Raw genomic sequence first — 23553 nt, 5'->3', positions numbered from 1 at the left:
AACGCCTTCTTATGATGACAGTAAGCATTTCGTACGTTATAATGAAAAACGTCTGAATCACCCTTCAACTGATAGAAAGGGGATTTTTTTATGATTAATTTACATAACGTCAGTAAATCCTTTTCGGAATTTAGGGCAGTTCAATCTGTTTCACTATCGATTGGTGAAAAGGAGATACATGGCATAATCGGTGCAAGTGGTGCTGGGAAATCGACACTGTTACGGCTCATGAATTTGCTGGAAATCCCCGATACAGGAGAAGTGGAAGTCAATGGACGTTTGCTGACGAGGTTGAATGGCAAAGAGTTACGTGAAGAACGCAAGTCAATCGGAATGATCTTTCAGCATTTCAACTTGGTTGCCAATAAAACCATTTACGAGAATGTCGCGGTTTCATTGAAACTAGCTAAGTATCCGAGGAAGAAACGTCGTGAACGTGTACTGGAATGCCTACAGTTTGTCGGACTTGCAAGTTACGCGGACAAGTATCCAGCGCAATTGAGTGGCGGACAAAAGCAAAGAGTTGCAATCGCGCGAGCTCTCGCAAATAATCCACAACTGTTGCTATGCGATGAGCCGACGTCTTCTCTCGATCCTAATACGACTGCAGAAATCCTTGGCGTGCTACGGGATGTCAATAGAACATTCGGTGTCACAATCGTTATCGTCAGTCATGAGATGGATGTCATAAAAAGCATTTGCAACCGCGTGACAGTTCTGGCTGACGGAAAGCTCTATGAGACATTGACGATAGAACCAAAAGGGATTCGTATCATTGACGGCGATCCTGAAAGCTTTGTGAAACAGCTGACCGAGGACGGTGAATTAAACAATGCCTGAAGTTTTAGTGCACTATCAGATGGAAATCTGGCAGTCGATCAGCGAAACATTCATAATGGTTGGCGTTGCGATACTGGCGGCGGTCATCATCGGACTCCCTGTTGGTACATTGCTGTTTTTATGCAGGAAAGGACAGCTCTTTGAGAATTCAATCGTCTTTTCCAGTATTAATTTGGTCGTCAACGTCATTCGTTCATTCCCGTTTCTGTTGCTAGTCGTATTTTTAATTCCTTTTACGAGATTGGTAATTGGGACTGCAATCGGCACAGCGGCTGCGACCGTTCCGCTATCAATCATTGCGATTGCGCACTACTCCCGGTTGGTCGAACAGTCTTTGCTGGATGTTCCTAGAGGTGTGCTGGAGGCGGCCGTTTCTATGGGGGCTTCAGTTAGAGAAATCATTTTTAAGTTTTTATTTGTCGAAGCCCGTTCTGGACTGGTCCTCGGCTTGACGACATCGATTATCAGTTTCATCTCGTATTCGACGATTATGGGAGTTGTTGGTGGCGGAGGAATCGGTGACTTCGCGATCCGGTACGGGTACCAGCAATTCAAAACGGATCTCATGATGTACATGATCCTCATTATGGTCATTCTCGTGCAGTTCATCCAATTTACAGGGACCACGGTTGCACGATTGATAGATAAAAGATAATAGGGGGAAATAAAATGAAGAAATTAGTCTTGATTACTGCGATGCTCATAATGATATTATCAGCATGTGGCAAAGATAAAAACGTGGAGGACGCGGAAAAAGCAGCAGATATAAATGAAAGAGTTACATTGAAAGTCGCTTCATTAATTCCGCCAATGACGGAAATCCTTGAACTTGTGAAGCCGAAATTGGCTGAAGATGGCATTGATCTTGAGATGGTCGTTCTAGGCGATAACGTACAACCGAATACAGCACTTGCTGCAAAAGAAGTGGATGCGAACTTCTTCCAACACGTTCCGTATATGGAGGAATTCAACCGTAATAACGACGCCAATTTAGTTCCAATTACACCGATTTACTTTGCGAATTATGGTGTATATGCAAAAGATTATTCATCCATGGATGAACTACCTGAAGGTGCAGTAATCGCAATGGCAAATGACGTATCGAATATCGACCGTTCATTAGCGTTGCTTGCTCAACAAGGTGTTATAAAGCTGCAAGATAAGACGGGCACGTATTTCACGAAAGCGGATGTCATCGATAATCCGAAAGACTATCAGTTCAAAGAAGTGGACTTACTCATGCTTGCGCGCATGTACGACGATGCGGATGCAGTCGTCATGACACCGGCATACGCCGCGCCACTTGGACTGACGCCGAAAAGCGATGCACTTCTAACAGAAGGAATCGAAAATGACTTCGCCATTACATTGATTGCACGTGAGGATAATAAAGATTGGGAACCGATTCAAAAGTTGGCGGAAGCGATGACGAGCGAGGATGTTCGCAAGTTCTTGGAAGAGAATTATGATGAGACTGCCATTCCGGCGTTTGAATAATATGTAATAAAAAGAGATGCTTCCATTTGCGGAGGCATCTCTTTTTAATTAAAGGTCGGTTGGCGGCCAATCCGCTCAATGTCGACCAGGGTCCGCTCAATCTGCACGCCTGTCCGCTCAATGTCAACCAGGGTCCGCTCAATCTGCACGCCTGTCCGCTCAATGTCGGCCGGGAACCACTCAATCTGTATGTCTGTCCGCTCAATGTCGACCGAGAACCGCTCAATCTGCCTGCCTGTCCGCTCAATGTCGGCCGGGAACCGCTCAATCTACATGCCTGTCCGCTCAATGTCGACCGAGAACCGCTCAATCTGCACGTCTGTCCGCTCAAAACGCGCTCATAAACCGTGCTTCCTCGCCCGTATCCAGCCAATGCGCGCCCGTAAACCGTGCTTCCTCGCCCGTATCCAGCCAAAACGCGCCCGTAAACCGTGCCCCCGCGCTCGTATCCAGCCAATGCGCGCCCATAAACCGTGCTCCCGCGCCCGATAACGATGAACTCTCCCATCCCATATAAAAAAACCCCTCATCACATTCAAATGATGAGGGGCATAACACTTCTTATTTAGTAAAGTTATCGAAATAACCTTGGATGAATACAATCGGTGTTCCTTTGTCGCCGCTGCCTGACGTCAGATCGGATAATGAACCGATAAGATCTGTCAGTTTACGTGGAGTTGTCCCTTGGGATTCCATTGCGCCGACGAGGTCTTCGTCTTTGTTTTCGATGAAATCGTTTATAGCTTTTTTCAAATCATCGCCACGTAGGTCCGCGAAGTTGTTATCTGCCAAGTATTTAAGTTTAATTTCATTTGGGGTACCATCGAGTCCTGTTGTGTAGGCTGGTGATACGACGGGATCAGCGAGTTCCCAGATTTTTCCGACTGGGTCTTTGAATGCGCCATCTCCGTACACCATGACTTCGACCGTTTTACCCGTCTTTTCCTTCAACATTGCCTGGATATTGTCAACGACTGGTTGACAGTTGTTAGGAAATAGCTTAATGCTATCTTCCGTCGCTTTGTTAGATCCAAGTAACCCATATGCTTCGTTAAAGCCACTGCCGTCAACGGATTCAGAAAGAATATTGTCGAGGCTATAGACCTTTTCGCCGCCGTTCGCTTCCAAGATGCGTTTCGTTCTGAATCGTGTATGGATGTCGCAAGTAAGGACGTTTTTCGTATAATCAAGAATTGTTTTTGCATTGTTCGAGAAGATGACTTCACATTCAACACCGTATTCTTCAACGATTGATTTATAATAGTCGATGTAATCTACACCGGTAAATGTATGTTTACCATAACCGAAATGACTGCGGAACTGTTCTTCATTCAACACGTCTGTCCAGGGATTGACGCCCTTTTCGTCTAGCGTGTCGAGGTCGACTAAGTGATTTCCGACTTCATCGGAAGGATAGCTGAGCATCAGAACAATTTTCTTTGCTGCGCCTTTCGCGATCCCGCGTAGGCAAATTGCAAAACGGTTACGGCTCAAAATGGGGAAAATAACACCGATTGTGTCGTCTCCGAATTTCGCCTGAACATCTTTCGCAATATGATCAATGGTTGCATAGTTTCCTTGCGCGCGCGCAACGATGGATTCTGTGACGGTAACGATATCTTTGTCATTAATTGTAATGCCTTCAACTTCTGACGCTTTTAATACGCTATCTACAACGATTTCTTCGATATTGTCCCCTTTATTAATAATTGGGCAACGAAGACCTCTGACAACCGTTCCAACTACTCTTTCCACATGAATCGCTCCTAACGCTTTTTTAAATGACCTTCTACTTGTACTATACGACTAGTGCGTGGTATAAGTAAAATTAATGATTCTAATGATGGGTATAAGGGGTGTTTATATGGTAAGTAAACTCGATTTGTATCGTGTTTTCAGTGTCGTCGGAAAGAATGAAAGCTTTTCGCAAGCCGCCAAAGCGCTATTCATGACGCAGCCAGCTGTTAGTCAGTCTATCATGCAGCTTGAACGGGAACTGAATACCCGTTTATTTAATCGCACACCTAAAGGCGTTACACCGACAACTGAAGGAAGCCTTCTTTTGGAGTATGTTAACTCAGCCATTAATTTAATCGAAATCGGTGAAGAAAAGATTAACGAATTTAAAAATCTCACGACAGGCGAGCTGCGCATTGGGGTGGGAGATACGATTTCTAAATATTTTCTACTTCCCCAACTTGAAGCATTCCGTAATCGATATCCGAATATTAAATTGAAAATCGAAAATGGAACAACAGATGCACTCATTTCATTTTTGAAGTCCGGTGAAGTGGACATTGGTATATGCAATCTTCCCGTAAATGATTCGACGCTGGAAGTGAGGCCATGTCTAGCTATTCACGATACATTTGTTTATGGCGATAAATACCGAAAACTGCTTGCCAAACCGATCGAGTTCAAAGAATTAGCAAAGCTCCCGCTCATTTTCTTGGAGCCAAGTTCGAACTCTCGAAAATATGTTGAGGATTATTTATTATCGAAAGGCGTGAAAATTGCTCCCGAATTCGAATTAGGTTCGCATGATCTTGTCGTGGAATTCGCACGCATCAATATGGGGATTGCTTGCGTGACAAGGGAGTTTACAGAGGGATATTTGGAGAGAGGGATTCTGCATGAAGTGCAGTTGAACGAACAGATTCCACATCGGAGCATTGGCGTTTGTTCATTAAAAAGTGTTCCACTGTCTCCAGCTTCGACAAAATTTATGGAAATGGTGTTAGGTCGAAAATGAAAAAAGCATAAGAGCAGGCACCAGGGACAAATCATATCGACCTTGGTGCCTGTTTTCAATACAGCTACATTCTACCAGACCTGAAAATGCTAATGATTAAATATAAAAACATGAGCGTAGCGACAACTGAACCGACTTCAAGTACAGGGAAATGCCATAACCTGTTCGTTTGACCTGCAATAGAAGCACCGACAATCAAGCCCACCATCAGGATACTGAAAGATAGTAGAATGATGCTTAAAGACAAACGGTTGCTTATGCGGTCAAAACGATTAAGAAAGATTTGTACTTGCTGGACGTTGATGTCTAGTTGAACTTTTCCTTTTTTGACGGTGTTCGCAATAGCTTTTAAGTCTTTCGGAAGATGGGAGATGATTTCGAAATTTTCAACCATGCCATCCCAAGACCTTTCTAATAGGTTCTTAGGATTGTAGCGCTCTACGATTAACCTTTTGCCGAAAGGTTCGACGGACTTCATAATACTAATATCTGGATCGAGTTCAGCCAGCAGTCCTTCTGATGTCAAAACGGCTTTGCCTAGCATGGTAATGTCTGATGGCACTTGGATATGATGACGATAGGCAACTTGGAACAGTTCAAGAAACACAGTGCCAAGGCTAACTTCCGTTAAAGCAATGTCGTAATATTTACTTTGCAAGTCTTCTACATCTCTTTTAAATGAACGCAAGTCTGTCTCATCAGAGATAATCTCCATTGCATAAAACGTACGCATTAGTGCTTTTGTGTCTCCACTGCGCAAGTGGATGACCAAAGAAGCGAAATGATATTTCATATCTTCCGACAGCCTACCGACCATGCCGAAATCCAGATAAGCTATAACGTTTCCCGGGAGGATATAGATATTGCCGGGATGGGGGTCTCCGTGGAAGAAACCCGCTACGAACATTTGATGCAATAAAGAATCTGTAATACGTGCAGCAATGACTTTCCTGTCATAGCCTTTTGTATCCAACTGTTCATAATCATTTACTTTAATGCCCTCAATCATCTCCATCGTCAATACTTTTTCGGTGGAATAATCTTCATAGATTGAAGGAATATGAATCGTCGTATCTTCCATGAACTGCTTCGCAATGCGGTCAGCATTCCGCGCTTCAACCCGGTAATCTAATTCATCGTTAAGGGATCTAGCAAATTCGTCGATCATATCTCTAAGACAATACCTTTTTGCCCACTCGACGTTGTCCTCCAAATATCCAACTAAGTCGCGCAAGATGGCTAAGTCCTTGTTAATGGTCTGTCGTATATCTGGTCGTTGCACTTTAATGGCAACTTTTTCTCCGGTCGGCAGTTCAGCAACATGTACTTGACCAATAGATGCAGCAGCAAGTGGTTCTTCATTGAAACGGATGAATAGATTCTCAAGCGGTGCTTCAAGCTCCATTTCGATAATTTCACGCACTTTTGCAAAAGGGATGGGTGTAACATGATCTTGCAGTTTTGCTAGCTCCACACTAATTTGTTCTGGAATCAGATCTCTTCTCGAACTTGCGACTTGACCGAGTTTAATGAAAGCAGGACCGAGATCCTGTAACGTTTTACGCAGCCTAATGCCCATATCTTGCATGTTCATTTCAGCATTATCCAGCTTTGAAGACTTGCGGTTTGTGAGTCCGAGTCTGAAAAGAACGTGTCCAAAACCGTGCTTAAGGAACGCATTTATGATTTCCTGGAAGCGCCGTGTATGGCGAAAATTGATTTTATACAAAAGAATCCCCCTCCAATTACCAAACCGAAATTAGTTACCTATCTCATACCCTATTTGAAGGAAAACTAGCCGTGTCTCGTTTTTTAAATAATTCAAATAACTATTGAAAATAAATGAAAAGTCTGTAACATAGAATACAATGAATAAATGAAGCTGATAAATTGAAAAATCGAATTGTAGTTAAAGCGTATGACAACAGCGGGGCGCTCAATGAAACAAATAAAAAAATCCTGGATGTCGCCACAATGAACTTCGTTGCGATGACAAGCGCGATGATTGTTGGCAGCAAAGGTGAAGGTGGGGACGGTGCGGCTTTAAATCCTGTGGAAGATTGCTTCTGTGGTATCGATCTGATCTGGCAGAAGGCGGTTCCTGAAGAACTAGCGGTAGAATGTGCGACATCAATTGAAAGACGTCTTACTAATTTTTACAAAATGAGTGGATTGGACATGAAGTTGAATGTTGATGTGAAATAAGCTTTTCTATGTAAAAAAGTAAATAAACACACATTACCTTGACTTGCTTTTCCAAAAACTATACATTTAAGATAACTTCATAATATTCACTAGGGGTGTTTGTAAAAACTGAGATGAGTACTTACTCGAACCCTTTGAACCTGATCTAGGTAAAACTAGCGTAGGAAAGTGTAAAATCCAATACATACTCACAAAGTAAATCTGTGCATTTTTACTATGTAGTTATCTGTTTTGACGCAACTTTCCTACGGGGAAGTTGCGTTTTTTATTATTACAAAAATATAGGAGTGGTCATGATGAGTAGAACAGTTTTAGTTACTGGCGGCGGCAGGGGTTTAGGTGCATCGATTGTAAAGACACTGGCACAACAAGGGTTCAAAGTAGTCATCAACTATTATCAAAGTAAAGACGCTGCTGAGAAGCTTGCGTCTGAGATAGGTGAAGATAACGCGATTGCCATACAGGCTGACGTTACGAATCGCGCAGAAGTAGATGAATTGATTAAACAAGGAACGGACCATTTTGGCCAAATAGATGTCGTCGTTAACAACGCATTAGTTGACTTCAAATTTGACCCAACTAAACAAAAATCATTCACAGAACTGACGTGGGATGACTATCAAAAACAACTGGATGGTACGTTGAAAGCAGCTTTTAATATTGCTCAAAGTGTTATGCCACAATTCATTGAAAGACAAAACGGATCGATTATAAGCATCGGGACTAATTTATATCAAAATCCTGTTGTACCTTATCACGAATACACAACTGCGAAAGCAGGATTAATCGGTTTTACACGAAATATAGCATCTGAATTGGGAGTGCATGGCATTAAAGCGAATGTCGTTTCAGGTGGATTATTGAAAATGACTGATGCTAGTGCGGTTACAACACCAGAAGTATTTGATTTGATTGCACAATCGACGCCACTGAAAAAGGTGACGACCCCTCAAGATGTAGCTAATATGGTTGCGTTTTTAGCTTCAGAACAAGCGGATGGTATTACGGGACAGAACTTCACGATCGACGGTGGTTTGACAATGAACTAGTCGTGTAAAATACACGACAACGTAGTGAAGAATTGAGAATATGAACAATTTATCATGATTCATTTTGAGGTGCCCTAAATGACAGTAACGAAAGAAAAAAAGCTGCACATAGGCGTTTTACTATATGGATGTGGACATCACCAAGCTGCATGGTTAATGCCCGACTCAAGCGTTGAACAGATTGGTGATGTATCTTACTATCAATCACTGGCGAAGTTGGCGGAAAAGGGTTATTTTGACGCGGTTTTCTTTGCGGATAATCAATCATTTCCAGCAAAAGATGATAGTGTTATGCCGGCATTTTGGTTTGATCCAATCGTGAATTTAACGGCTATTTCACAAGTGACAAAACACGTAGGATTAGTCTCTACTATTTCCAGTACTTTTTCTAATCCTTTCACCGCTTCACGACAACTTTTGAGTTTAGACCATATTACAAAAGGGCGTGTCGGTTGGAATCTTGTAACGTCTATGACTGACTTTGAGGCGTTAAATCATAGTATGGAAAGACTGCCTGTCCATGATGAACGGTATGCGAAAGCAGCTGAATTCGCCGATGTGATGAATAAATTGTTCGTGTCATGGGATGATCATTCGTTTTTGCATGACCGGACAAAAGGGAAATTGATCAACTCTGACGGCATTCAACCTTTCTATCATGAGGGATCTTATTATCAAGTGGCAGGTCCTTCCACTACGCCGAAAAGTCCACAAGGCAAACCAGTAGCGATGCAAGCAGGAGCGTCTAAACAGGGAATAGCGCTAGCAGCAAAATATGCAGATGCCGTCTATTCCGTGTCGTGGAACTTAAAACAGGCAAAAAGGTTTCGTGTGAAGCTGGATGAGCAGATTAACCAGAGTGAGGACAGTGATAGACAAATTAAAGTGTTTCCTGGGCTGGTAACCTATGTAGGGCATACGCATGAAGAGGCACTAGCGAAAAAAGCCGCATTAGATAATCGATTACCGATTGAAACGGCTTTAAAGCAGTTAAGTTACTTTCTGCGCCAAGACTGTTCTGGTTGGCAACTCGATGAAAAAGTCCCTTCATTACCTCCAGTGGAAGAATTCACTGGACCCGTAGGACGATATGAAACGATACTGGAAATTATCAACGACAGACAACCTACAGTGAGGGAATTGTTAGGATATCTTAATGCTGGAGGAGGGCACCACACATTAATAGGTACCCCCGAAGAAATTGTAGACCATATTGAAGTTTGGCTTCATTCTGGTGTTGCTGATGGATTCAATCTCATGCCTCCAACATTACCAGGCAGTTTAGAAGACTTTGTTGAAATGATAGTACCTGAAATGCAGAAAAGAGGCATTTTCAGAGAGAAGTATGAAGGTCAAACATTTCGTGAGCATTTAGGGTTACTTTAATAATTCATCTAGGTGACCATAAGCTACCTAGATGCTAAAGCGAATGAAATGACAATAATTTATTAATCCCCTCGCTTTTGTCGGTGAGGGGATTTTGCCAAAACTATGTGGATATCGTAAGGCACAGTTCTTTATTTTCTTAGAAAGCGCCTGCACCGCCACCGCCTCCTGAACCACTACTACTTCCTGATCCACCGCCAAATCCTGAAGACTGCATGTGGGTGTAATAATAACGATGCGTGTAGTGAAACGCGGTCAGCAATTCAGTTACATGGACGGTCATTAGAGGAAGCGTAGACAAATCTTCCGGCAAGGTCTTTGTGTATTTTATAAGCAAAGGGATGAACAGGCCAAGGGCAATTGCGTGCTCATACCACTTTTCTTCCGAGTGGCTACTGTGGAAGTCAAACTCGCCTGATTTTACGTCTTTCTTGAAAGCTCTAACACCCTTATAGTAAGGAGCTGCTTTTCGCTTTATGTCATTCATCGGTAACAATAAAGCTGTTAGGGACAATAAAACGGTAGCAAATACAAACAATAAATAAGCACCATCCGTATTACCTCCTTCTCTCTCTATCCAAAAAAATCCGAATATAAAATAGATGGGGAGAGCGGCTCGCCTGTTTTGATTGAACAGCAAAACTATAAATCCTATTAACAACAAAAATAGTAGAACGCCTACGTCCAGGGAATCTTCTGCTATCATCCAGAAGTTCAAACATGCCCAACTAATCCATAAAGGAATTCCTACTAGTGTAAGATACTTACGTACGGGATTAGGTGCGACGAACTGCTTTACTTCCGGGTCTTTTCGTACGATTTTCTGCCACTCTTTGAACCGCTTCGTAAATCCTTTGGAGCGACTTGAAAAGTCCGCTTCCAACCGCCAATTCTTTTCACGTTGCTGTTTTGTTAGAAATGGGAATTGATCCAAGGAAAAAGCGAGTGTCCCATCCGCATCCTCTTTGAAAAGCCATTCAATTAAGTATTTTTCAAACGCATTTAGAGACCCTGTATCTGTTAACAATGTAAATCGGAATGTATAATCCGGAGCACTGTCATCGCTTCTGTAAATAGCGTTAGAGGGCACCTTCTCCATTGCAACAATCCCTTTTTGACGAAGCCGCAACAAAGCTGCAGAAATGGCATTTGGTCCTACTTTGCCTTTTCGTTCAATAATAGATAGTAGGAACGAATCCAATTCCTGCACTTGATGAAGAGACGTTTTCGATAGTAATAGTCGGTATATGCGTCGTGGATAGAGGACTATGAAGAGCAAAAAGAAAAATGTAAGTCCCAAGGCGAAAACGTTGATCTTTTCAACCGTTGGCAGTGCTTTGTCTCTTTTCATGATTCGATCAGTATACGTTGCTTCCTCAGCTTGAAATTCTGCTAAAGCCGGTTTGTTATTAGTATAGGGGGCATTTTTCAAGAACGTTTCAGGGAATAAAAACCTTATTTCCACTTTGTCGTGGGCTTGTAATAAATCAGTTGCATAGACGAATCCTTTGTCATCTGACTTTGACAACTTCCCTGTTGGACTATGAAGATAGGCTTTTCCTGACAATGTAGCATCCTTATCACCATCTAAAATGAACCTGATGCTAAGATTATGTAAATCAGTCTCGTTCATATCGTCAAAAAAGCGCCAATACAGTTGCCCGGTATCTTGATACTTTTGCGCAGCACCCTTGACGAGATAACGATAGAACACTTTCTTTTTTTCATTTTCAGACGAAGTATAGATCTTGAACGTTAAATCGTCCCGTTCTACTTTCAAAGATTTGAAGGTGCTATTGTCATATTGCGAAAGATCAGTATCCATCGGGGCAAGATAGCCTTCAAAATACTGCACGCCGGTGTGGTTCTCGTCTCCGATTGTGCGTGTTGTTCCGTTGTAGTTGCCCGAAAAACTGTAAGTATACAATTCCTCAACGTACAGGTCGCCATTGTTCATCACATATGCATTAATATCAACCTTGTCGATCGAAAATGATTTTGCGCTTGCGACTGGCGCTCGAATTATGAACAATAAAAGAAATACACATAGTAAATATAAAACTTTCTTCACTTACACTCCTCCTCTCTCGCATGGTCTTTACTTTTTATACGATAAAGAATGTATAAGAGTTTCAATAATCTTAGATATAAGAAAAAGAACCAGCATATAAAAGCCGGTTCTTTTGGGAAATCAAAACACTTTATCACCATTGAAAATGGAGTTTTTCACAACTACGTAATCGACCTTGCGAATAGCTTCAAGTGTCGTACCACCCGCATAAGAAATCGATGATTGAAGATCCTGTTGCATTTCTGTTAACGTATCTTGCAGCTTACCTTTGTATTCCACATACATCTTCTTGCCTTCTACATTCTTCTTTTCACCTTTTTGGAACTCAGAAGCAGAACCAAAATACTCTTTGTACACATTGCCGTCTTGTTCGATTGTTTGACCGGGTGATTCTTCGTGACCTGCAAACAGGGACCCGATCATAACCATCGAAGCACCGAAACGGACGGATTTAGCAATATCGCCATGTGTACGGATTCCTCCGTCTGCAATGATTGGTTTAGTCGCGGCTCTAGCACACCAGCGCACTGCCGCAAGCTGCCATCCACCAGTACCAAAGCCTGTCTTGATTTTCGTAATACAAACTTTCCCCGGACCAATGCCGACTTTTGTTGCATCAGCGCCTGCATTTTCAAGCTCGCGTACAGCTTCCGGAGTCCCCACATTACCAGCAATGACAAATGATTCAGGAAGATGTTTTTTAATATGTTGAATCATATTGATGACTGCGTTTGAATGGCCATGTGCGATATCGATTGTAATATAGTCGGGAATCAATTGATCTGTCGCCAATTGCTCAACGAAACGATACTCATCATCTTTCACCCCAACACTAATGGAAGCGATCAGGCCCCTACCTTGCATGTCTTTGATAAAATCCACACGTTTTTCAGGATCAAACCGATGCATAATATAAAAATATCCACTTTCGGCTAATTGAATGGCGATTTTTTCATCAATGATTGTCTGCATATTTGCAGGAACGACAGGTAATTCAAATTTATGTTTACCCAATGTGACGGAAGTGTCACATTCTGAGCGGCTGTTTACTATACATTTTGTTGGAATTAGTTGAATATCTTCATAATCAAATACTGTATCCATTGAAAACACTCCCAAAAGCGAATATTATTCGCTGTTTATTAATAAACGTTCGTACTTTATTAATTTACAATAAAACCATAAGCGCGTCAACTATTTTTAAAAAACGCAATAAGTGCTTTTGTCCTAAAAATAGGCTTTTCAGTATACAGTTAAATGGTATACTTAAAAGGATGTACAATTATTGTTTGAAGGAGATACGTTCAACACATGAAGCTATCTTTGAAATATTTAATATTGGGAGTTGCCATGCTGACGCTGGTTTTGACGCTTGTCAGCAGTATTGCCTCAGGGTATCGCGTGCAAAAGCAATCATTAATTGAATCTACTTTGGATACGAATCGAGCATATGCGCAGAAGTTATCCAGTACGACAGATTCTTTTTTGAAGATGACATTGCAGACTCTTGCCGTCAGTGCAGATAAACTTGGTTCTCATTTAACTAAAGATGAAGTAGCACACCTTGAATCGGAAGCTGAAAGACTCACTTCACAGACGGAGACATTCAATTCTGTTGTCATCGCTGAAAAAGGTGGCGAAATTTTAGCTACATCCCCGAAGACACTAGAGCTTCAAGGGAAAATTTTAACGTCAGAAGGTGGAATGGCGGCGCTTACGAAGCGTGAAGCTTTCATTTCCAAACCGTATATAAGTTTAACAGGACGATTGATTATTTTTATTTCCCAACCCATTTTCGATGAAAATGATAATTACATAGGACTAGTAGGAGGATCCATCTATTTAAAAGAAGAAAATATTCTCCAGGACGTGCTAGGAGAACATTTCTACGAAGACGGTTCGTATGTATATGTTGTCGATTCAACAGGACGTATAATCTATCATCAAGACAAAGACCGTATCAATGATTTTGCGCGTGAAAATCCCGTCATCCAGCAATTGGCGCAAGGGAAGAGCGGTGCCATGCAACTCGTCAACTCTAAAGGCGTCGATATGTTGGCAGGTTATGCCTATTTGCCGACTTCAGAATGGGGAATCGTAACGCAACGGTCTACGAAAGCTACACTCGTTCCTGTCACTCATATGATGAAAGAAATGATAGTGAAAGCTTTGCCGTTTTTACTGGTGTCCATTCTAATCATCATTTATTTCTCTAATCAGATTGCGAACCCTTTGCAAAAACTCGCTCATTATGCAGAGTCAAGTACGCAAAGCAACCAAGAGGAAGAGATCACACAAATCCGTACGTGGTATTATGAGGCGATTCAATTAAAGAGAGCGCTCAATTTCAGTATGAATTTCTTCCAGGATCGTGTGAATTTTTATTTGCATCAGTCGACAACCGATCCATTGACAAAACTGTGGAATCGCAGATCGATGGATGAAATGCTGAAAAACTGGACGGTGGAGGACAAGCCATATGCGCTTATTATTCTAGACATTGATAAATTCAAACGTGTGAATGATACATACGGTCATAATGTAGGTGACGAAGTCTTGAAGTTTCTAGCGGAAAGAATGCAAGAAATGACGAGGGAGCAAGATCATTGTTGCCGATTGGGTGGAGAGGAGTTCGTCATTCTTTTGCCAAAAGCGAATGAGAAAGCTGCTTATCATGTCGCTGAAAGATTACGAAAAAAACTTGAAACGACAGTGAGTCCATGCGGGGAAGTAGTTACGGTATCTCTCGGTATCGCGCTATTCCCTGAAAATGGCGCCCATCCTAAACAAATTCTAGAATCCGCTGACCAATCTCTTTATGAAGCTAAACGAACAGGAAGAAACAAGACAATAGTTAGCACGCAAAACTCGGCTCACGATACAACCGTATAAACGCCATATATGCTAAACTGAGCAAAACAGACCGAAGGAGGATGTCCTCATGCAATACTCGAAATCTAAAATGGAGCAGCTCGTCAAAAGCACACCAGAATTGAAAGAGCGGCTTAAGCAAGTCATGAAAGAACACGAACTCGAGAAAAGCTTCGCACTCAAAGCGCTATATCATGCAGAAGTGAAGGAAAGCGGTCGCTTCATGAAAGATTATCAGGAGTTGTGAATAGGAGAAACCCCTTCATACGTGGAGGGGTTTTTATTTTGGAGAATTTTGTTGTGTTGCGGTATCTACGTTTCGTTGCGAGTGGTTTACGTTTCGATACGGGGCAGTTACGTTTCGATACGCCGTGTTTACGTTGTGTTACGGCATCTACGTTTCGTTGCGAGCGGTTTATGTTTCGATACGGGGCAGTTACGTTTCGATACGCCGTGTCTACGTTGTGTTGCGGTGTCTACGTTTCGTTGCGAGTGGTTTACGTTTCGATACGGAGCAGTTACGTTTCGATACGCCGTGTTTACGTTGTGTTACGGCATCTACGTTTCGTTGCGTGCGGTTTATGTTTCGATGCGATACAACTTTTTGAGAATGTTTTACGACCTGGTGCGATTAAGTAGGTGTAAAAGCTTTTACGAAAAAAGGAGCGAAAAATGAAAATCACAAATGAGAATTTTATTAGACGTTTTAAGAAGGGAAAGGAAGCGGCCTTTGAGTATGTTGTCGATGCATATATTGGCAGCGTTAAAGCGGTTGTCTACAATACTTTGGGTTCCTATAATGATAAGCAGCTGATTGAAGAATGCATCAATGACACCTTTTTAGGAGCATGGGACAATGCGAAACAATTTGACGGAGATGCAGAGGATTTCCGCAGATGGATCTGTACAATCGCCAAGTTTAAAGCTGTCGACAAACAGAGAAAGCAGATGAGGATGCATAGTCCTGCTGAAATCACGGATTCCCAGTTGGAACCGGAAGAATCGGCGGAGTCGGAGTTCATGGGAAAAGAGACAACGTGCGAAGTATTGATTTTACTGAACTACTTAAAGGAGCTCGATCGTGATATTTTCATAATGAAATACTTTTTGGAAATGAAGAATGAGGAGATTGCGAAACAACTTGGGTTAACAAAGGCCGCTGTCGATAATCGGCTTTACAGAGGCAAGAAAATTATACAACAGACACAGATGGGAGGCAGTTTTGCATGAATAATATTTATAAGCGTTTCAGCGAATTGAAGATTGATCCGAAAATCGAACCGATGCCTGTGGAGGAAGCAGAAAAAGATCGGGTGAAGAACTTGCGAAGGAAAAAGAAATCAACACAACCGTTTATTAGAAACACTTTCGTGGCGGCCGCGGTCCTCAGTTTTTCGGTTGTGACATTCAGTGTCTCCTTCCCAGCAATTGCGGCACAATTACCGATTATAGGAAGTGTATTTTCTTTATTTCAAGAGGAGAGCCAGCTAGTTAGTGACTATGGAGAGTACACAACTGCAATAGGCATGACGAAAGAGGACAGTGGCGTGGAGATCACCATTACGGATGCCGTCTACGATGGGGAAAGTGTATCGATTTCCTTTACGATGGAAAGCGATCGGGACTTGGGTGAAAATCCTATATTGCAAGGCGGGTTATCAATTGAAGAATATGAAGGGCATACGCCGGGTAACTATATGATCGAAAAGGTGAGCGACAACCAATACGCAGGTGTATTTATAACGTACTTGATGACGGGCAGTAAACCTAAAGATACCATCCATGTCAACTGGAAGGGTAGAGAACTGACGATTGCGGAGGACCTGGCAAACTATATCGAGGGTGACTGGGAATTCGATTTTGAGTTAGAGTCCTTGGAATCCGAAACAATTCAATTATCTAATCTGAATGTCACAGATAAGGGAATTACAGTAAACGTTACGAAGATGACGACAACTCCTGTATCGAATACGATTTATTTATCAAATAGCACGTCGCAAGAGTTGAAAGATAAATGTGACTTCGTCAGCTTGGACTTTAAAGTGGTGGATAACTTGGGGAATGAATATGACGTGTTGAACAATGGCGGTTTCGGGACTAATTCTTATAATATGTCTCGGAGAATCATGACCCCGGTCTTTGAGCCGGAAGCCACATCAATCATCATCACCCCGGTAGCTTCAGCTTACAATGAAGGTAATTCAAATAAGCTTGAACTGATCGAGGAATTTACGCTTACACCGATTGAAGTACAACTTGAGAAGAAATAATACGCTATACAAAAACACCCGAAGACATTGGTCTCCGGGTGTTTGCTGTTTCAGGAAGCCTTTTATTTAATTGATCCATAGAAAATCTGTCCGCCTCTTGTCTGGATGACTTTCAAATTGTTTGTACGTTTGATGAAAATGGATTTATATTGTACACGGTTATTTTTATCTTTCAATAAAATCGTACGTGTGTTGGAATTATCTTCTACAACTTGGAGGCTAAAGTCGTTCACGTTAACTACAGATGCAAGTGTTGCGTATTCAGGAAGTGAGCTTGTGTTTTTTGCAACTGGCACTTGTGCTTTCACTTCAGTTTTTACTGGTGCTGCTTTCGCTACAGCTTTAGCAGGTGCCGGTTTTACGACTGCAGGAGTTGCAGCTGTTTCAGTTCCGACAGTACCGTAGAAAATCTGTCCGCCTCTAGTGTCAATAACTTTCAAACTGTTGTTGTTTTTCACGAAGATCGATTTATATTGCAGACGTCCGTTTTGATCTTTTAGAGTGATTATGCGTTTGTTTGTATTATCCTCAACGACTTGAAGAGTGTAGTTGCTCACTTTTACGACAGAAGCGAGTGTCGCGAATTCAGGAAGTGTGCTAATTACTGTATCTGTTGAAGGATTTTGCTCTGGTGCAGGTGCTGTTGTTTCATTAGAAATCGTACCGTAGAAAATCTGCCCCCCACGGAAATCGATGACTTTCAAGCTGTCAGTCTTTTTGACGAAAATGGATTTGTATTTGCCTTGTCCATTTGCATTGCTGAATACGATTGTACGTGTGTTGTAATTGTCTTCTACTACTTTGGCAGTTAGACCATTGACGTCGATTTTTGAAGTGATTGTTGCGTATTCAGGTAGTTGTGTAAGATCTTCAGAAGCGATTTGTAGTTGATAGTTTGAGTTGTGATGTGAGTAGGAAGCTTCATATTTCGCCTGTGCTGCTTCTACTTTGTCTGGGTGAAGAACGTTAGCTGCTCCGATACCACCTGTTGTCAATAGTACTGTGCTTAATGCAGTTGCAATAAATTTGTTCATGTTGTTCCTCTCCTTTGTTTTGGTATGATTTCATCTTACTCTCTCTTTTTTAGAGAACCCTGTGAATAAAATGAGAGATTGGTGAGAATTTCCTCATTGATTACTAAGGGAATGATTTCCAGTTAATTGAATGAATAAGGAAATGTATAAGGGATCAACTAGATGCTCGGCCATTTTACTGATAAAATAAAGAAAAACTGAGCCGGGAGATGAATTATGAATCCAGAACCTATTGAAACAATTCTTGGTTATATGAAGATAATGGATGACGTTCAAGAAATCCAGCGCATCCAAACGGAGCATCGAATGAAGCTTGTTGATTTCTGGGCGATTAAAGAGGGGGCACGTGTCCTCGAAATTGGGTGTGGCCAGGGGGATACGACGGCTGCATTAGCATATACAGTTGGAGAGAAAGGTTTTGTACATGGTATCGACATTGCGCCTGCAGACTATGGTGCACCGATTACACTCGGAGAAGCGCGCGAACATTTATTGGAATCCCAAATGGGAAGTCGGATGAAAATCGATTTTGACGTGGATGTTCTAGCTGAAGAAGTTGAGTTTCCACCGATGTCATTTGACTTTATCGTCTTTTCGCATTGTGCCTTTTATTTACGATCAGCAGAAGAGCTTTCCGCTATTTTGACAAAGGCGCGAAAATGGGGGAAACGATTATGTTTTGCGGAGTGGGATACACGGATCCAAAGAATTGAACAGCATCCACATTTGTTGGCTATCCTCATTCAAGCGCATTATGAATGCTTTAAGGAAAGTAGCAATGCGAATGTGCGGACGTTGTTCACCCCATCAGACATCCTACAGTTAGCATCGAAAACCGGTTGGACCTTGACGAAGGAACAACGTATCCATTCCCCAGATTTGCAGGACGGAAAATGGGAAGTCGAGATGACGCTTGCTGAATATGAAGGGGAGATCAATCGTTTGGAACAGATTCCGGATAAGTTAAAGTCCTTGCTGCATTCTGAAGTGGAATTGCTAAAAGTGGCTCATGAAAGGGAAGCAGTTGAACCATTAGCTGTATTTGCATTTGTGGCTGAATAAGTGGCCGCTATAAAGGGGGATGTACGATGGATAAGGTATTTCCGATATTGGAAACAGACAGATTACTTTTGCGTGAAGTAAAGATGGAAGATGCAAAAAGTGTTTTTTATTATCTTTCGGATAAAGAAGTGATGAAGTATTACGGCATGGCGCCAATGGAAAATGTGTGTGAAGCAGAAGAGGAAATTGCCTGGTATCGTCGCATATTTGACGAAGGAACGGGAATCCGATGGGGAATTACGCTGAAGGACACATCTGAAGTAATTGGAAGTTGTGGTTTTCTTCAATATACAGCACAACATGCGCGTACAGAAGTTGGGTTGGAGCTGTCGAAGGAGTATTGGAAAAGTGGAATCATGACGGAAGCATTGACTGCCGTTATTCAATATGGCTTTTCGCATATGGAACTTATGCGGATTCAAGCATTGATTGATCCTGAGAATATTGCATCCCAAAAGCTGTTTGAGAAGTTAGGGTTCCTGCAAGAAGGCCTGTTGCGGAAATATGAAAGGACGAATGGAAAATTCGAGGATGTACATATGTATTCACTGTTGAAAGATGAGTACAATGCCGCAGTTTTGAAACCAGTGGAATAAAAGGAAAAAACAGCCGTATCGAATTTGATTGATACGGCTGTTTGAGTGTTTTATTTTACTGCACCGTAGAAGATCTGTCCTCCGCGAGTGTTGATGACTTTCAACGTGTGTGCACGTTTTACGAAAATCGATTTATACTGAACGCGGTTGTTTTGATCTTTTACTAAAACTGTACGAGTGTTGAAGTTATCTTCTGCCACTTCCAAGTTAAAGCCAGTGACGTCAACAACAGAAGCAAGTGTTGCATATTCAGGAAGTGCACTAATTGCTGTATCCGTTGCTGGTTTTTGTTCTGGTTTTGCTGGTTGTTCTGGAGCAGGGGCTGCTGTTTCATTAGAAATCGTACCGTAGAAGATCTGCCCTCCGCGGAAATCGATGACTTTCAAACTGTCCGTTCTTTTTACGAAAATGGATTTGTATTGGCCTTGTCCATGTGAATTGCTGAATACGATTGTACGTGTGTTGTAATTGTCTTCAACCACTTTTGCAGTTAAGCCGTTGACGTCGATTTTTGAAGCAACTGTAGCGTATTCAGGAAGTTGTGTAAGTTCTTCAGATGCGATTTGTAATTGGTAGTGTGCGTTGTGATTCTGGTAAGAAGATTCATAGTTCACTGTCGCTGCTTCTACTTTGTCCGGGTGAAGTACGTTAGTTGCTCCAAGACCACCTGTTGTTAATAGTACTGCGCTCAATGTAGTTGCGAAAAGTTTTTTCATGATTTTTTCTCCCCTTCGTTTTGGAATAATTTTAGTTTACGCCTGCTTTTTTAGAGAACCCTGTGAATAAAATGAGAAGTTGGTGAGAATTTCCTCGTCATTTTCTCAGGGAACTATTTCCAATTCGGGGGCATCTGAATAGTGAGGCACTTCTCCTACGTTTCGTTACGGGGCGTCTACATTTCGATACGCTCTCTACGTTTCGTTGCGAACGGTTTACGTTGTGTTACGAAGCCGCTACGTTTCGATACGGGGCGTCTACATTTCGATACGCTCTCTACGTTTCGTTACGAACGGTTTACGTTGTGTTACGAAGCCGCTACGTTTCGATACGGGGCGCCTACATTTCGATACGCCCGCTACTTTTCGTTGCGAACGGTTTACGTTGTGTTACGAAGCCGCTACGTTTCGATACGGCACGTTACATTTCGATACGCCCGCTACTTTTCGTTGCGAACGGTTTACGTTGTGTTACGAAGCTGCTACGTTTCGATGCGGGGCATCTACATTTCGATACGCTCCCTACGTTTATTCACTAATCATCTCCATCACATTTACCTACGCTCTCATTCCTGCCCTATTTTTCGCACTCGCAACATTCACGCTTAGAAGGTTCTCTAAATCACTTAATTTTTCAATAGAATGAGTGCGTTTTCAACCAATTTAATGGTAGACTCGGAGTAGAAACGACATGTGGGGGTGTTGATATGGACGTAAATGAAAAAGTGCTTCGTCTCAAAAACGTAACGATGACCTACGGTGTGAAACGTGTGCTAAACGGCATCAATCTTGAAGTGGAACGCGGGCAAATCATCGGGTATATTGGTCCGAACGGGGCAGGGAAGAGTACGACTGTTAAAATCATGCTCGGTCTCATACAAGATTATGAAGGCCAGGTTGAAATTTTTGGGACTGACATTGCTTCAGGGGATTCATCCTATAAGCGTCGAATCGGCTACGTGCCCGAGCAGGCGGAGCTGTATGATACGCTGACGGCGATGGAATACTTGGTGTTCACGGGTGAGTTGTACGGACTGGAGCGCAAGTTTGTAGAGGAAAAGGCACAGAAACTTATGGAGGAATTCGAACTTGGAGAAGTATTGCATTCAAGGATTTCTTCCTTCTCTAAAGGCATGAAACAGAAAGTGCTCATCATTTCGAGTCTCTTGCATAATCCCGATCTCTTGTTTTTTGATGAACCGTTAAGCGGGCTGGATGCCAACAGTATGATGATTATCCGTGAAATGCTTGCGCAATTGGCCGCACAGGGGAAAACGATCTTTTATTCCTCTCACATTATGGATATTGTCGAGAAAATTAGTAACCGCATTGTGTTGATTGTAAATGGGGCTGTCGTTGCGGATGGTAGCTTCGAGGAATTGCAGGAGTTGAGTGAAGAAGGATCGCTATCGGGTATTTTCAATCAGCTAACAGGATTCACAGATCATGTGAGTCGTTCGGAGCGTATCATTTCGATTGTGGAAGGCGGCAATGCCGATGGGTGAATTCCGGACGCTTGCTATCCTATCAAAATTCAGAGGGCTATTTGCGAAACTGGGTATCGACTATGTCGCAATGGAAACAATTTTACGTATGAAACTGACGATGGACGGGAGACGGGTGCCGACTATTTTCAATGATATGCGGAAGACAAAAGACGGCAATCAATTCCTGAAATCACTATGGATTTACGGCATATACGGTGTCATGATCATCCCGTTCCTCTTTATCGGTGATCAGTATATGTTCCAGATGAGTATCGTGTTCGGAATAATGATGTTCGTGCTGACAACGACAATGGTTTCCGACTTCTCGTCCGTTCTGCTCGATGTGCGCGACAAAACGGTATTGCAGACGAAGCCGATTGACGGTAGAACGTTAGCCGCAGCAAAATTGATTCATATTATGCTGTACATGTTTTTCATCACAGGGGCGTTCATTGCGTTGCCACTCATCGTCAGCTTGTTCAAAAAGGGCATCGCTTTTACACTGATTTTCATTATCGGATTAGCGTTCGCGCTGCTGTTCATCGTCGTGTTCACATCACTGCTCTATTTCTTCGTTTTGAAATTCTTCGACGGTGAAAAACTCAAAGACATTATCAATTATGTGCAAATTCTATTGTCTGTCGGTGTCATCGTTGGATATCAGATTGTAATCCGGTCGTTTTCATTCGTTGACTTGGACGTCACGTATACATTCAGCTGGTGGCATGCCTTTTTACCGCCGATGTGGTTTGGCGCGCCGTTTGAACTGTTGTTGAATCAAAACTATGCGACTTTCACGATTCTATTTACGTTGCTGGCAATACTTGTTCCACTCATCGCAATCTTCGTCTATATAAAGTTGACGCCATCCTTTGAACGTAATCTGGATAAATTGATGAGTGAGTCCAAGAACAAGAAAAGAAAGCCGCATATGCTCGATGAACTTTGGGTGAAGCTAATATGTAGAAGTAAAGAGGAGAAGGTATTCTTCCGTTTTACTGCTTTAATGATGAAACAGGAGCGACAGTTCAAACTTAAAGTGTATCCTGCTTTCGGATTTGCTATTATCTTTCCGTTCATCTTCATTTTTACAGAATTACAGTCGCGATCTCTTGCTGATATTTCAAAAGGGAATACGTTTCTGTTTATCTACTTCGGCAGCATCATGATTCCTACGATTATTCATATGCTTCGTTTTTCTGCAAACTATAAAGGAAGTTGGATTTTCAAAGCGGCTCCGCTTGAGAATCCGAATGCGGCATACAGCGGCACATTAAAAGCTTTTCTCGCAAAGCTATACATTCCGGTTTTCCTATTACTATCCATCATTTTCATTTGGATATTTGGATTCCGGATTGCACCACATCTAGTAGCAGTGCTGTTAGGAGCTATTGTCCAAACGTTACTCACGTATAAGATGATTAACGCTGAGCCATTCCCGTTCATGAACTCATTTGAGACGGTGCAAAGTGATGGCTCCATGAAGCTATTTTTACTAAGCCTTCTGACTGGTTTATTTGTTGTCGCACATTTAATCGCAAATGCGATTACAGGTGGAATTTATGGATATATCGCCATTCTCCTTATCACTCTGCTAGTTGGATGGAGGAAGGTATTTGCAATGAAACCGAAGACGATGCATTGACAGAAGTCCCGCTCACAAATCGTGTAGCGGGAATTTTTTATCCATTTACAGTTGGGAAAAGAACGCATATTC

General features: G+C 42.2%; 21 protein-coding genes, 1 pseudogene and 1 riboswitch. Of the genes and pseudogenes, 15 read left to right on the top strand and 7 right to left on the bottom strand.

Features of this window, described 5'->3' with window-relative positions:
* The first annotated feature begins 90 nt into the window (after nucleotides 1-90).
* From H9649_RS06030 to H9649_RS06020, 3 genes are read left to right on the top strand one after another with little or no spacing between them, the layout of a single operon-like run.
* Nucleotides 91-840 (top strand): methionine ABC transporter ATP-binding protein, encoded by a 750-nt coding sequence (locus H9649_RS06030; RefSeq protein WP_191693820.1) that lies wholly within the window; start codon nucleotides 91-93, stop codon nucleotides 838-840.
* On the top strand, nucleotides 833-1495 hold the full coding sequence (locus H9649_RS06025) for a methionine ABC transporter permease (protein ID WP_191693819.1): 663 nt from the start codon (nucleotides 833-835) through the stop codon (nucleotides 1493-1495). Before H9649_RS06030 ends, H9649_RS06025 begins: the two co-directional genes overlap by 8 nt.
* A gap of 14 nt (nucleotides 1496-1509) precedes the next feature.
* Nucleotides 1510-2337, top strand: coding sequence for a MetQ/NlpA family ABC transporter substrate-binding protein (locus tag H9649_RS06020; protein WP_191693818.1), 828 nt, complete (start codon nucleotides 1510-1512; stop codon nucleotides 2335-2337).
* A 172-nt stretch (nucleotides 2338-2509) separates the two neighbouring features.
* On the opposite strand, the pseudogene H9649_RS18080 reads toward H9649_RS06020, so the two are convergent.
* Both H9649_RS18080 and H9649_RS06010 read right to left on the bottom strand, forming a co-directional pair.
* A pseudogene (locus tag H9649_RS18080) lies at nucleotides 2510-2845 on the bottom strand (hypothetical protein); the annotation flags it as partial.
* Between the two features lie 53 nt (nucleotides 2846-2898).
* Entirely contained in the window at nucleotides 2899-4092 is a 1194-nt protein-coding gene (locus H9649_RS06010) for a coenzyme F420-0:L-glutamate ligase (protein ID WP_191693817.1), read from the bottom strand.
* A gap of 109 nt (nucleotides 4093-4201) precedes the next feature.
* Between H9649_RS06010 and H9649_RS06005 the strand changes: the two genes are divergently transcribed.
* Nucleotides 4202-5089 carry a LysR family transcriptional regulator gene (locus H9649_RS06005; RefSeq protein ID WP_191693816.1) on the top strand — a complete coding sequence of 296 codons (888 nt, stop codon included), beginning with the start codon at nucleotides 4202-4204 and terminating at the stop codon, nucleotides 5087-5089.
* Nucleotides 5090-5153: 64 nt separating this feature from the next.
* On the opposite strand, the gene H9649_RS06000 is transcribed toward H9649_RS06005, so the two are convergent.
* Nucleotides 5154-6818 (bottom strand): ABC1 kinase family protein, encoded by a 1665-nt coding sequence (locus H9649_RS06000; RefSeq protein ID WP_191693815.1) that lies wholly within the window; start codon nucleotides 6816-6818, stop codon nucleotides 5154-5156.
* A 161-nt stretch (nucleotides 6819-6979) separates the two neighbouring features.
* Between H9649_RS06000 and H9649_RS05995 the strand changes: the two genes are divergently transcribed.
* The 3 genes from H9649_RS05995 to H9649_RS05985 all read left to right on the top strand — a co-directional run bounded on the left by H9649_RS05995 (nucleotide 6980) and on the right by H9649_RS05985 (nucleotide 9729).
* The gene (locus H9649_RS05995) at nucleotides 6980-7294 is read left to right on the top strand and encodes a hypothetical protein (protein WP_191693814.1); all 315 of its coding nucleotides are present in this window, start codon (nucleotides 6980-6982) and stop codon (nucleotides 7292-7294) included.
* Nucleotides 7295-7375: 81 nt separating this feature from the next.
* Nucleotides 7376-7478: riboswitch (TPP riboswitch) on the top strand.
* A 112-nt stretch (nucleotides 7479-7590) separates the two neighbouring features.
* Nucleotides 7591-8343, top strand: coding sequence for a 3-oxoacyl-ACP reductase (locus tag H9649_RS05990; RefSeq protein WP_191693813.1), 753 nt, complete (start codon nucleotides 7591-7593; stop codon nucleotides 8341-8343).
* A gap of 78 nt (nucleotides 8344-8421) precedes the next feature.
* Nucleotides 8422-9729 (top strand): LLM class flavin-dependent oxidoreductase, encoded by a 1308-nt coding sequence (locus H9649_RS05985; protein WP_191693812.1) that lies wholly within the window; start codon nucleotides 8422-8424, stop codon nucleotides 9727-9729.
* Between the two features lie 139 nt (nucleotides 9730-9868).
* On the opposite strand, the gene H9649_RS05980 is transcribed toward H9649_RS05985, so the two are convergent.
* Together H9649_RS05980 and guaC are read right to left on the bottom strand one after the other, a co-directional pair.
* Nucleotides 9869-11800, bottom strand: coding sequence for a DUF2207 domain-containing protein (locus H9649_RS05980; RefSeq protein WP_191693811.1), 1932 nt, complete (start codon nucleotides 11798-11800; stop codon nucleotides 9869-9871).
* A 120-nt stretch (nucleotides 11801-11920) separates the two neighbouring features.
* Nucleotides 11921-12904: a GMP reductase gene (guaC, locus tag H9649_RS05975; RefSeq protein ID WP_191693810.1), complete on the bottom strand. Its 984-nt coding sequence runs from the start codon at nucleotides 12902-12904 to the stop codon at nucleotides 11921-11923.
* Between the two features lie 207 nt (nucleotides 12905-13111).
* Here guaC and H9649_RS05970 point away from each other — a divergent pair, with 207 nt between their 5' ends.
* The 4 genes from H9649_RS05970 to H9649_RS05955 all read left to right on the top strand — a co-directional run bounded on the left by H9649_RS05970 (nucleotide 13112) and on the right by H9649_RS05955 (nucleotide 16941).
* A complete protein-coding gene (locus H9649_RS05970; RefSeq protein WP_191693809.1) occupies nucleotides 13112-14692 on the top strand; it encodes a sensor domain-containing diguanylate cyclase in 1581 nt (526 codons plus the stop codon).
* 49 nt (nucleotides 14693-14741) lie between these two features.
* Entirely contained in the window at nucleotides 14742-14918 is a 177-nt protein-coding gene (locus H9649_RS05965; RefSeq protein ID WP_191693808.1) for a hypothetical protein, read from the top strand.
* A gap of 425 nt (nucleotides 14919-15343) precedes the next feature.
* Complete coding sequence (locus H9649_RS05960; protein ID WP_191693807.1) at nucleotides 15344-15901, top strand: sigma-70 family RNA polymerase sigma factor; 558 nt, start codon at nucleotides 15344-15346, stop codon at nucleotides 15899-15901.
* Nucleotides 15898-16941 carry a DUF4179 domain-containing protein gene (locus tag H9649_RS05955; RefSeq protein WP_191693806.1) on the top strand — a complete coding sequence of 348 codons (1044 nt, stop codon included), beginning with the start codon at nucleotides 15898-15900 and terminating at the stop codon, nucleotides 16939-16941. Before H9649_RS05960 ends, H9649_RS05955 begins: the two co-directional genes overlap by 4 nt.
* Nucleotides 16942-17003: 62 nt before the next feature.
* Here the strand turns inward: H9649_RS05955 and H9649_RS05950 are convergent, their stop codons facing one another.
* Complete coding sequence (locus H9649_RS05950; RefSeq protein ID WP_191693805.1) at nucleotides 17004-17975, bottom strand: hypothetical protein; 972 nt, start codon at nucleotides 17973-17975, stop codon at nucleotides 17004-17006.
* A 216-nt stretch (nucleotides 17976-18191) separates the two neighbouring features.
* Between H9649_RS05950 and H9649_RS05945 the strand changes: the two genes are divergently transcribed.
* Together H9649_RS05945 and H9649_RS05940 are read left to right on the top strand one after the other, a co-directional pair.
* Complete coding sequence (locus H9649_RS05945) at nucleotides 18192-19037, top strand: class I SAM-dependent methyltransferase (protein ID WP_191693804.1); 846 nt, start codon at nucleotides 18192-18194, stop codon at nucleotides 19035-19037.
* Between the two features lie 26 nt (nucleotides 19038-19063).
* Nucleotides 19064-19633 (top strand): GNAT family N-acetyltransferase, encoded by a 570-nt coding sequence (locus H9649_RS05940; RefSeq protein ID WP_191693803.1) that lies wholly within the window; start codon nucleotides 19064-19066, stop codon nucleotides 19631-19633.
* A gap of 50 nt (nucleotides 19634-19683) precedes the next feature.
* On the opposite strand, the gene H9649_RS05935 is transcribed toward H9649_RS05940, so the two are convergent.
* Nucleotides 19684-20349 carry a hypothetical protein gene (locus H9649_RS05935; protein ID WP_191693802.1) on the bottom strand — a complete coding sequence of 222 codons (666 nt, stop codon included), beginning with the start codon at nucleotides 20347-20349 and terminating at the stop codon, nucleotides 19684-19686.
* Between the two features lie 707 nt (nucleotides 20350-21056).
* Between H9649_RS05935 and H9649_RS05930 the strand changes: the two genes are divergently transcribed.
* A complete protein-coding gene (locus tag H9649_RS05930) occupies nucleotides 21057-21854 on the top strand; it encodes an ABC transporter ATP-binding protein (RefSeq protein ID WP_191693801.1) in 798 nt (265 codons plus the stop codon).
* Entirely contained in the window at nucleotides 21847-23481 is a 1635-nt protein-coding gene (locus H9649_RS05925) for a hypothetical protein (protein WP_191693800.1), read from the top strand. The genes H9649_RS05930 and H9649_RS05925 overlap by 8 nt, the downstream gene beginning before the upstream one ends.
* Nucleotides 23482-23553: the final 72 nt, after the last annotated feature.

This window comes from Sporosarcina quadrami, assembly GCF_014836615.1.
Taxonomy (GTDB): domain Bacteria; phylum Bacillota; class Bacilli; order Bacillales_A; family Planococcaceae; genus Sporosarcina; species Sporosarcina quadrami.
This window is presented reverse-complemented; position numbering and strand designations above follow the sequence as displayed.

Excerpts from the sequence above, each read along its gene's own strand:
- H9649_RS05945 (WP_191693804.1), top strand. The coding sequence starts at position 18,192 with ATGAATCCAGAACCTATTGAAACAATTCTTGGTTATATGAAGATAATG.
- H9649_RS05965 (WP_191693808.1), top strand. The coding sequence starts at position 14,742 with ATGCAATACTCGAAATCTAAAATGGAGCAGCTCGTCAAAAGCACACCA.
- H9649_RS05955 (WP_191693806.1), top strand. The coding sequence starts at position 15,898 with ATGAATAATATTTATAAGCGTTTCAGCGAATTGAAGATTGATCCGAAA.
- H9649_RS05930 (WP_191693801.1), top strand. The coding sequence starts at position 21,057 with ATGGACGTAAATGAAAAAGTGCTTCGTCTCAAAAACGTAACGATGACC.
- H9649_RS05935 (WP_191693802.1), bottom strand. The coding sequence starts at position 20,349 with ATGAAAAAACTTTTCGCAACTACATTGAGCGCAGTACTATTAACAACA.
- H9649_RS05970 (WP_191693809.1), top strand. The coding sequence starts at position 13,112 with ATGAAGCTATCTTTGAAATATTTAATATTGGGAGTTGCCATGCTGACG.
- H9649_RS06025 (WP_191693819.1), top strand. The coding sequence starts at position 833 with ATGCCTGAAGTTTTAGTGCACTATCAGATGGAAATCTGGCAGTCGATC.
- H9649_RS06020 (WP_191693818.1), top strand. The coding sequence starts at position 1,510 with ATGAAGAAATTAGTCTTGATTACTGCGATGCTCATAATGATATTATCA.
- H9649_RS06030 (WP_191693820.1), top strand. The coding sequence starts at position 91 with ATGATTAATTTACATAACGTCAGTAAATCCTTTTCGGAATTTAGGGCA.
- H9649_RS06005 (WP_191693816.1), top strand. The coding sequence starts at position 4,202 with ATGGTAAGTAAACTCGATTTGTATCGTGTTTTCAGTGTCGTCGGAAAG.
- H9649_RS05925 (WP_191693800.1), top strand. The coding sequence starts at position 21,847 with ATGGGTGAATTCCGGACGCTTGCTATCCTATCAAAATTCAGAGGGCTA.
- H9649_RS05985 (WP_191693812.1), top strand. The coding sequence starts at position 8,422 with ATGACAGTAACGAAAGAAAAAAAGCTGCACATAGGCGTTTTACTATAT.
- H9649_RS05940 (WP_191693803.1), top strand. The coding sequence starts at position 19,064 with ATGGATAAGGTATTTCCGATATTGGAAACAGACAGATTACTTTTGCGT.
- H9649_RS05950 (WP_191693805.1), bottom strand. The coding sequence starts at position 17,975 with ATGAACAAATTTATTGCAACTGCATTAAGCACAGTACTATTGACAACA.
- guaC (WP_191693810.1), bottom strand. The coding sequence starts at position 12,904 with ATGGATACAGTATTTGATTATGAAGATATTCAACTAATTCCAACAAAA.
- H9649_RS05990 (WP_191693813.1), top strand. The coding sequence starts at position 7,591 with ATGAGTAGAACAGTTTTAGTTACTGGCGGCGGCAGGGGTTTAGGTGCA.
- H9649_RS05960 (WP_191693807.1), top strand. The coding sequence starts at position 15,344 with ATGAAAATCACAAATGAGAATTTTATTAGACGTTTTAAGAAGGGAAAG.